Origin of the sequence: Phocaeicola sp. (assembly GCF_048170425.1) — a bacterium.
In the GTDB taxonomy this organism is placed as follows: Bacteria; Bacteroidota; Bacteroidia; order Bacteroidales; family Bacteroidaceae; genus Phocaeicola.
On the sequence record NZ_DBEXBB010000208.1, the window covers coordinates 1 to 9,778 of the forward strand.

Here is a 9,778-nt window from a genome sequence, read left to right on the forward strand (position 1 = left end):
ATTTGTCTTGGTTCATAAGCAGTCTTCAATTTGACCGCTAAGCTACAAATTCAAATCCGTTTCATTCGGAAATACCACTTAAAAGACTGTATTTCAATAATTTCAAAGACCGATCAACCAACTTTTATTGGACAGTAGTGAATAAATATATTATTTTTTAAAGATAGAGAGTTATCATGATTATCTAAAATCCTTTAGATCTTCCTGCAATCTTTGGCGAGTAAAATAAATACGACTTTTCACGGTACCCAAAGGGAGGTTGAGCTTATCCGAAATTTCACGGTACTTAAAGCCCGACACATACATGGCAAAAGGTACACGATATTCTTTCGGCAATGCATTGACAATACGGCGCATTTCCTTCAAGTCGTAAGTGCCCTGCATCGAATCATCTTCAATATCAGCTCCCAAATTCAGAAAAAACTGGTTGTCGGTATTGTCTACATACGTCTGATCGCGCAAAGTCTTGCGATAGTTATTAATAAATATATTACGCATGATGGTATAAATCCATCCCTTAAAATTCGTTTCTGCTACATACTTCTCCTCATTATCCAAGGCTTTCAACGAAGTCTCCTGGAGAAGATCATTCGCTTCTTCACGGTCTGCCGTTAATTTATAAGCGAAATGAAGTAGTTCTGTCTGCATGCTCAGCAAGTTCTGAGCAAAAGTTGCCGTTTTCATAATTCTTTTTTAGTCTTTCTTTCCTTAAATTGAAACAATGTCTGTTTTTATTTTGACACTGCAATATTAGCAGAAAAACAAAGAGCGCTCTTCCTGAAATCTGATGTTCAAACGGGTAAAAACTCTCAATTGTTAGTTTTTACCCCTTTTCCTGACAATTTTCAGGAAGAATTCCACCCCATTTCCGATAAGGCAATTTCATTAGAAAGGAATTATAATACTTTACTTGACCTGTTACCTCCTTCCCCAAAAAAGGAGGAATCTCAAAAGACTCCTGCTCGCTATTCAATTCAACTTCTGCAACGACCAGTCCGTCATTTTCTCCGTAAAACTCATCTACCTCAAAAACATGCATTCCCCACCGAACCAGGTAACGGGTCTTGTCAATCATTCCTGGTTCACACAATTTCATCAATTCTTCCGCTTCCTGTAAAGAAAGGGTATGCTCCCATTCGTAACGTTTCATACCCGACATATCCGAAGGTCCCTTAATTGTCAGAAAACCTTCTTCATCCTGAATACGTACCCGCACGGTTCGTCCTCTTTCACTACAAATATATCCCTGTCTGATACGTTTTTTTTTATAAGACATAGCCTTATAAGAGTCGTCACGTACCAGAAACTTTCTTTCTATTTCTTGCGGCATATTCTATCTGAAAAATCAAGAAGCCAATGTGTAACCTACAATCATTAAAATAGCCAATAGAATCAAGATTATACAAATCATCCTGAACAATCTATTGGCTTTTTCTTCCTCACGTTTTTCAAAATTCTGTCTTTTTACATTTCTGTTGCGTCCCATAAATTCTTATTTTTAATTTACAACCCTAAAATTACAACATCTTTGCAAAAAGACAAATAAAAAAGAACGATTTTACTCAAAGTTATCAGATTTCACTATCTGAAAATTCCATCAGGTAAGCTTTAATGAAACCGTCTATTTTTCCATCCATCACACCATTCACATCCGATGTCTGATAGTTAGTCCGATGGTCTTTCACACGACGGTCATCGAATACATAGCTTCGTATCTGAGACCCCCATTCAATTTTTTTCTTTCCTGCCTCTACCTTGGCCTGCTCTTCCATACGATGCTGCAACTCTTTATCATAAAGAATAGAGCGCAACTGACGCATGGCGTTTTCCTTGTTCTTCGGCTGGTCACGGGTCTCCGTATTTTCAATCAAGATTTCTTCTTCTTCGCCAGTGTAAGGATCTTTATACTGATAGCGCAAACGTACACCAGATTCTACCTTGTTCACATTCTGTCCTCCGGCACCACCGCTTCGGAACGTATCCCATGACAAACGAGCCGGTTCAACTGTCACTTCAATTGAATCGTCCACCAAAGGAGTGACAAATACAGATGCGAAAGAAGTCATTCGCTTACCCTGTGCGTTGTACGGAGACACACGAACCAGTCGGTGCACACCGTTTTCACCTTTCAGATAACCATAAGCATATGCCCCTTCGATATTCATTGTCACGGTCTTAATGCCGGCCTCATCTCCTTCCTGGAGGTTAGCTACCGACAACTTATATCCATTACTTTCAGCCCAGCGCATGTACATACGCATCAGCATGGAAGCCCAGTCCTGACTTTCTGTACCTCCCGCCCCCGAATTGATTTTCAAAACACAATCCATCTGGTCAGCTTCCGAACGAAGCATATTTTTCAGTTCCAACTCTTCCACCGCCGAAACAGCCTTTGAATATGCCTCATCCACTTCCTCCTCGGTAACCAGTTCATCTTTATAAAAATCAAAAGACAACTGCAGTTCATCCGCCAATGTCTTCACCTCCTGATAACCGGCAATCCACTGCTGCAAAGCCTTTACTTTTTTCATCTGTGCTTCGGCAGCCTTCTGGTCATCCCAAAAACCGGGTGCCTGCGTACGAAGCTGCTCTTCTTCCACCTGTATCTTCTTTCCTTCAATGTCCAGATAACGATACAAGGCTTCCGTACGTTCCTTCACGTCTTTCAGTTGCTCTATGGTAATCATAAAATACGATAAATTAGTCTGTTATTTTTTCTCGTTGCAAAGATATGAAAAAACAGGCACCCCTGAAAGAGTGCCTGTAGATAAAAGTCTGCTATTTAATCGACATTTTCTTCATACATTTTGTCAATAATGTCCTTGTAATTACGAGCAACCACTGCACGCTTCAGTTTCAGCGTATTGGTCAGTTCACCGCGCTCCATACTAAAAGGCTCCGGCAGAAGGGTAAACCGCTTGACTTGCTCATAGTGTGCAAATTCCTGCTGAAGCGTGTCAATCCGAAGACGGAACAGCTCTATGATCTGAGGATTTTCCAGCAGTTCCTTTCTACTCCCAAAAGCTATATGATGTGCTTGCGCAAATTTCTCCACCTGACTATATTCAGGCACAATCAGCGCTGACACAAATTTCCGCTGGTCTGCAATAATAGTTACCTGATCAATATAACGGTCTACCACCAATTTTGTTTCAATAGCCTGCGGAGCGATGTATTTTCCATTAGAAGTTTTAAACAAATCCTTAATACGGTCCGTCAGATACAAAAAGCCATCTTTCATATATCCAGCATCCCCGGTACGGAACCAGCCGTCGTCCGTAAATGCCTGCTGGGTGATTGCTTCTTTCTTATAATATCCTTTCGTAATGGTACCTCCACGAAGCTGTATCTCATTGTCTTCTCCAATACGTACCTCCACGCCTTCCAGAACACGTCCAACTGCCCCCAAACGAAAATCACCAATCCATTCACAAGAGACAGTAGCCGTACTCTCTGTCAATCCGTAACCTGCTACCATATTAATGCCTACCGAGTGAACAAACTCTGCCACTTTCTCAGGAATAGCCGCCCCTGCAGTAGGAAAGAAATTGCCGTTCTCTATACCAATAGTCTTCTTCAGCAAGCTGTAAATTGTCTTCTCATAAAACTTATACTTCATATGCAATACTGAAGGAGGCGTTTTTCCATTCATCAGATACGTAATATTATGTTCTCTTCCTACACGAAGGGCATCCTGCATCAAAGCCTTCTTCAGTCCCGTAGTCTCATTGATTTTTTCCTGTACTCCGGCATATACTTTCTCCCAGAAACGAGGTACGCTGCACATGGCTGTAGGCCGTACTTCTTTAATCGTCTTTTGGATGTCCTGGGGACGCAAATTAATACACAACATACATCCTTTATACAAACAATAGTACGACCATGCCCGTTCAAAGATATGAGTAAACGGCAAGAAATTCATAATTACATCATTTTCACCCAGATTCTTCAAACGTGCATCATGCCCTTTGAAAGCAACCTCATAGTTAGAATGATGCAACATCACTCCTTTTGAGTCACCCGTCGTACCAGATGTGTATAAAATATTAGCCAAATCTTCCGGAGAAGAAGACTCTGTACGCCTTTCCACTTCTTCCATCCCAGACTTATCCTCTCCCAACGCCAGAAAGTCGGAAAAATAAATCGAATTATTGTCTCCTTCTGCCCGTTTCACCTCCGTATCAAATATAATAATCTTTTTCAACGAGCGACATAACCCCTGCACACGATAAGCCACATCATACTGATATTGTTCTCCCACAAACAAAAAACGAATTCCCGCATCTTCTACAATATAATGTACCTGAGCCTCAGAACTTGTGGCATACAAAGGCACAGTGACAATTCTGTCTCTGAAAGCCCCGAAATCTACATACAAACACTCCGGCTTATTTTGAGAAAATACTCCTACATTTTCTTGTACATCTATCCCTAGTTTTACAAAAGCGCGAGCAGTCTTGGCTACCAAATCCGCAAACCTGTTCCATGTGACAGGAATCCATGTAGCAGTGGTGTAATCACGATATTTTAAGGCAACTTTATCCCCATACTTTTCAGCTTGTTGCCGTACAAGCCGGGACAAACATGAATTAACCATCTATCTTAGTTCATTTTATTGGTTTATTCTGCAAATATAGGATTTTATTTGCAATGTCCGCCCAATCTAAAACATTTCTCCTAAAAAAGACTATCTTTGCAAAGAATCAAAAAACGGGTTATTTATGATAGACACAGGTTATTACACATCCGAAGCACTGACTCTGTTACATTCCCTGATTGGAATCCCATCCATCAGCCGAGAAGAAGAAGCTGCAGCAGACTTCCTGCAAAACTACATAGAAGAAACGGGAATTATGACCGGAAGATCCGGAAACAACATTTGGTGTATCAGTCCCATGTTCGACATCAACAAACCTACCATCTTACTCAATTCACACATCGACACCGTGAAGCCTGTCAGCGGATGGAGAAAGCAACCGTTTACTCCAAAAAATGAAAACGGGAAATTATACGGTTTAGGTAGCAACGATGCAGGGGCCAGTCTGGTATCATTATTCCAGGTATACCGTCATCTTAGCATGACAGCCCAAAGCTACAACTTGATTTTCCTGGCTTCCTGCGAGGAAGAGGTCTCCGGGAAAAATGGTATTGAAAGTGTTCTGCCTCAACTGCCGCCTATTGCATTAGGAGTAGTAGGTGAACCTACGGAAATGCAACCCGCCATCGCAGAAAAGGGACTTATGGTACTCGATGTTACAGCACGTGGAAAGTCAGGTCATGCCGCACGTAATGAGGGGGAAAATGCGATTTATAAGCTACTCCCTGATATTGAATGGTTCCGTACATATAAGTTCCCGAAGGAATCACCCATCCTGGGGCCTGTAAAAATGAGTGTCACTCAGATTAATGCAGGTACACAGCACAATGTAGTCCCTGATTTGTGCAGTATCGTGGTAGATATCCGAAGTAACGAATGTTACTCTAACGAGGAACTGTTCGCCGAAATCTGCAAACATATACAAAGTGAAGCCAGAGCACGCTCATTCCGTCTCAACTCTTCCAGCATTCCATCTGATCATCCGTTCGTAAAACGTGCCATAGAACTGGGGAAAGAACCATTCGGTTCACCCACGTTATCCGATCAGGCGTTAATGCCCTTCCCCTCTGTGAAAATGGGACCGGGAAAATCCTCCCGTTCACATACAGCTGATGAATACATCCTCGTCAGTGAAATAGAGGAAGCAATTTCAATATATATACAGATTTTGGACGGATTAAAAATCTGATAGAACCCTTATCTGTGTTTATAAAAAAGAGGAGAAGGATTGTCCTAACCGAACAGACAACCCTTCTCCTCTTTTTTATATCCGGGAACGCGTCCCGGATAATCTATCAAAACTTCACTGTATTCAGATTCTTGTCAACCAGCATACCGTCCAGTATATTCAAGTCAATCTTTTGCTTACGTTTTGCCTTAAACTTGATTGTCATAAGTTCAGCATCCCCTTCCAGGTAAGGCTTTTCTCCAACATTTACAAAGGTAGGATACAAAGCCTTTGTTCCGTTCGTATGCAGACGGTCATTGGTCAGGTTACGCATCTCCTTCATGGCGGTCATCTCTGTTCCCACATATTCCAATGCCTGTGGATCGTAAGGTAACGCAAAGCTGACAGCATTGACCGAACGCAAACCTTTACCTGAAACCCGAATCTCTACGGTTTCTCCCTCATTATACACCTTTTTAGATGGAACAACCGTAATTTCCCCAGCTACCGGAGGTACCTGACGACTGCTGACTCCAGATTCCAGACGGATGGCAACCGCTGAAATATCATATGCATCAATCAGACCGTTCTCGTTCAAGTCACCCTTGCTGATATAGCCTTCAAAGTCAGAATCTCCTCTGCGCAAACCTGTATAGTTCATATAAGAGGTCAAGTCATTTTCATCCACCAGCTTATCCTGATTAATATCACCCGGGATATAGCTTTCTGAGCCAGGCACCTTGAACACATAAAGTTCACGACCTGAGCCATACTGCCCCGTAGCAGATACAACCAACAACTTGATGTAGCGTGCAACAGGCTGTTTTTCGAATACAAAAGTCTTCACGTCACTTCCTTTCCAGTCGAAGGTACCGGCCTCGTGCCAGTCAGACTTATCCATACTATAATATACAGTACCCTTACCCAATGTTCCATTTCCGGCATCCAGGCGAGGCAGGTACTGGAATTTATCCAGCTGATTTACACTGTTCAGGTCAATAATCAAATCAAAAGGAACTGCTGCCGTGCTCCACTTCGTATGCCATGCATCTCCTTCGTCGAAGTTAAAGAGTTTATTCACTTCCTGCCCTCCCTGGTTCGGGCAACTGGTTTCTCCTTTAATTCCACGAATGGCAAATTCCAGCGGGTCCGATTTAGTAGTAGCTGTCACATTAGTCCACTCTGATACACCTGTAGCATTCACTGCGCGCACCTTGAACGTACAAGTAGTTTCCGGCCGTAAGTCTTCAAACAGAAGTTGAGTGTTCCGAATGGTACTATACAGCATACCATTGTATTCGATTTCATAATAATCCGCATTGTCCACTTTTTTCCATGAAGGAGTCAATGTATAAGCCTCTGTATTGTCTTCCGTTACCTCTGCTTCCGGAGCACGCAGTGTACCTTGGCTCACCAACAGCTTCTCAGCAGGTGCAAATACAAAGCCTTTCATCTCTAACTTAATATCGTTTTGAGTCACGTCCATTTCTTCCAGCTTCACATGTACTACCGGATTCTTAATGACGTGCAGACGAGCCTGTTCACTGCCCGGAGTGGCAAAACGATTCAATTCAGGATTCGGCTCATAATAATATACATTCGCCCCTTTCTGTAATGCTTCCATAGAAGTCACCGGAGTCAGTTTCACTTTCTTTCCGCCTACACGTACTGTCAGTTTCTTCGGCTGTGCAGTTACATTGATACGGAAATGGGTACGCTTACGTGCTACCATTCCTTCGAAAGAGCCTTGCACTGGTTCTACACACACTGTCAAGTCCTCTCCCTCTACTACGGAACGGATATGAGTAGTCGCATACTGTCCTACACGATAAGCATCAGACACTCCATCGTCATCATATTCCGTAAACTCGGTATCGCCACCCGGATAAAGTTCATACACACGCAAGTGCTTATCCATCTGACTCACATTATTATGCGCTGTAGTCACCGGCAAAATAGCCCCCTGCTTGATAAACAATGGAAGTTTCCACAAAGGAGCCCCAAAATTATTGAGAATCCGTCCGCCCTGATACAAGTCGCCGGTAAAATAATCTATCCAGTTCCCTTCAGGCAGATAAATGCCATTACGCACATCGTTTCCATCCTCATCGGCCTGTGTGTTCTGATATACCGGAGCCACCAGTACATAAGGCCCGTAAAGGAACTGATAGCGGGTAGCTGTTCCCAGTGTATAGTCATTCGGATAATCCAGGAACATGGCCCGAACCATCGGCTTTCCATCCACGGCTTCACGGGCTATACTATAAGTATAAGGCATAAACTCTGATTTCATCTTCAGATACCAGCGATTGATGGAAGCAGCCGGCTCACCTAGCACTTGCGGATATTTCGGATTTGCTCCCCATCCGTCCATGTTCAACTGCATGGGAGTAAACGTTTTCCACTGGAAGTCACGTACATTGACCGGAATATTCTTTCCACCGAAAATACCATCCATGTCCGAAGAAATATTAGGTTGTCCCGACAATCCGGAACCGATATATGTCGGGATATGGAAACGAATGTATTCCCATTCACCCCCGGTCTGGTCGCCCGACCAGATACCTGCGTAACGCTGTGTACCAGCCCATCCGTCCAGCGAAATAATAAACGGACGTGCATTGTTGCCGTAATAAGGCATAATCTGTCCTACGTCGGCCACTCCGTTCAGCCCGAATGAATAACCAGCTCCCACCCAGGCCACGTCAGTTTTCAACACACGTACACCTGCATCGCGCACTTCTTTCACAATGTCACGCTGGAGCAAAGCTTCCACTCCTTCTTTGGGATGCAAATCCGACTGTGTCCACAATCCGATTTCCACTCCCCTTGCACGGGCATAATCACCTAATTCCTTCAAATTCTGGATATTACCATCCAACGTAGAAGTCTGTCCGTAGCCGGCTCCATAACCGTCATTGGGCAGAATCCATCCTAACGGCATATCGGCCGCATTGTAACGGTCAATTACCGCCCGCGCCGAGAACTGGTAATTATTCTTTTCGCCGTTCAGAGACTCCTTGATACCGCCATTGTCTTTCTGACTTTCCTTGTATCGCTTTCCGTCTTCAAACAGAATACCCTTTTCGTCTTCTTTCCAATAGTCACGGTTATAGGCATTCAAATGTCCTTCATAAAAACCAAACTTCGGTAAAAGCACCGGATTACCGGTCAACTGATAAAAATCATTCAACAAAGCTACCGGACTGTCATTCACCATGAAAAAGACATCCAGATAGTTTTCTTCATGCGACAGTTTCACCACTCCTTTATCCGTTGCTCCAAAATCATATAGTCCGGGACGGAACGTGTACCACATAACCCCATATCCTTCTGTAGACCAGTAAAAAGGAGTAGGAGAAGCTACTCCTCCATCTGTCCACTGATTCGTATTGACAATACGGATGCTTTTTCCTTTATGCGAAAAACGGCCGTTCTGCACACCACCTCCATAAAAAAACTCATCATCATGTGCTTTGAGTGACATGCAGACTTGTTTTTCCATAAAGTCCACCGGACGTGCTGATTCCACTACGACCTTCTGACGGATTTTATCTGTAATCTTAAACAGCGACGTACGCTTGTCCATTTCTACCTGAATTCTGGCAGTAGAAATCGTAATCACCCCCTCCTTGTCTGTCAGCAACAACTCACCTACCTTCTTCCGAGGATGGTCTACCAGAATCTGGGCTTCAGGAAAAGCCTGCGGGTCACGCACAATCCCCCCCTGATTGTCCTGAAACATCCGGAAGATATTTTCACCATAAAAATCAAGTGTCATGCGCTGCTGATTGGAAAAGACCACTTCCACTGCTGACGGATTCAGCACACTGGCACTGCTGATAGTTACCTCAGTCTGCTGTGCAGCCCATACAGAGGCGGGGGTAGTCAACAGGCCCCCAAGCACACACAAGGATAAAACAGAATAATACTTTAGTTTCATAGTATAACATTACTAACGGTTAAATTTCTCCTACTACATTACTTCTTACAAATCTTGCAAAAAGTGCACG

The 9,778-nt window shown here is 43.3% G+C and carries 7 protein-coding genes; 1 reads left to right on the forward strand and 6 read right to left on the reverse strand.

Annotated elements, in window-relative coordinates; all coding sequences use genetic code 11:
• Nucleotides 1-180: 180 nt before the first annotated feature.
• The 5 genes from ACMJ0U_RS08240 to ACMJ0U_RS08260 form a co-directional block, all read right to left on the reverse strand.
• Nucleotides 181-684, reverse strand: coding sequence for an RNA polymerase sigma factor (locus tag ACMJ0U_RS08240; protein WP_417129504.1), 504 nt, complete (start codon nucleotides 682-684; stop codon nucleotides 181-183).
• A 139-nt stretch (nucleotides 685-823) separates the two neighbouring features.
• On the reverse strand, nucleotides 824-1,330 hold the full coding sequence (locus ACMJ0U_RS08245) for a CYTH domain-containing protein (RefSeq protein ID WP_417129505.1): 507 nt from the start codon (nucleotides 1,328-1,330) through the stop codon (nucleotides 824-826).
• Between the two features lie 15 nt (nucleotides 1,331-1,345).
• The gene (locus tag ACMJ0U_RS08250) at nucleotides 1,346-1,486 is read right to left on the reverse strand and encodes a hypothetical protein (protein WP_417129506.1); all 141 of its coding nucleotides are present in this window, start codon (nucleotides 1,484-1,486) and stop codon (nucleotides 1,346-1,348) included.
• Between the two features lie 85 nt (nucleotides 1,487-1,571).
• Nucleotides 1,572-2,687, reverse strand: coding sequence for a peptide chain release factor 2 (gene prfB, locus ACMJ0U_RS08255; protein WP_417129507.1), 1,116 nt, complete (start codon nucleotides 2,685-2,687; stop codon nucleotides 1,572-1,574).
• A gap of 95 nt (nucleotides 2,688-2,782) precedes the next feature.
• Nucleotides 2,783-4,597: an AMP-dependent synthetase/ligase gene (locus ACMJ0U_RS08260; RefSeq protein WP_417129508.1), complete on the reverse strand. Its 1,815-nt coding sequence runs from the start codon at nucleotides 4,595-4,597 to the stop codon at nucleotides 2,783-2,785.
• Nucleotides 4,598-4,721: 124 nt separating this feature from the next.
• Here ACMJ0U_RS08260 and ACMJ0U_RS08265 point away from each other — a divergent pair, with 124 nt between their 5' ends.
• Nucleotides 4,722-5,786: a M20 family metallo-hydrolase gene (locus ACMJ0U_RS08265; protein ID WP_417129509.1), complete on the forward strand. Its 1,065-nt coding sequence runs from the start codon at nucleotides 4,722-4,724 to the stop codon at nucleotides 5,784-5,786.
• Between the two features lie 106 nt (nucleotides 5,787-5,892).
• Here ACMJ0U_RS08265 and ACMJ0U_RS08270 read toward each other — a convergent pair whose 3' ends face one another.
• Nucleotides 5,893-9,708, reverse strand: coding sequence for a TIM-barrel domain-containing protein (locus ACMJ0U_RS08270; RefSeq protein WP_417129510.1), 3,816 nt, complete (start codon nucleotides 9,706-9,708; stop codon nucleotides 5,893-5,895).
• Between the last annotated feature and the right edge of the window lie 70 nt (nucleotides 9,709-9,778).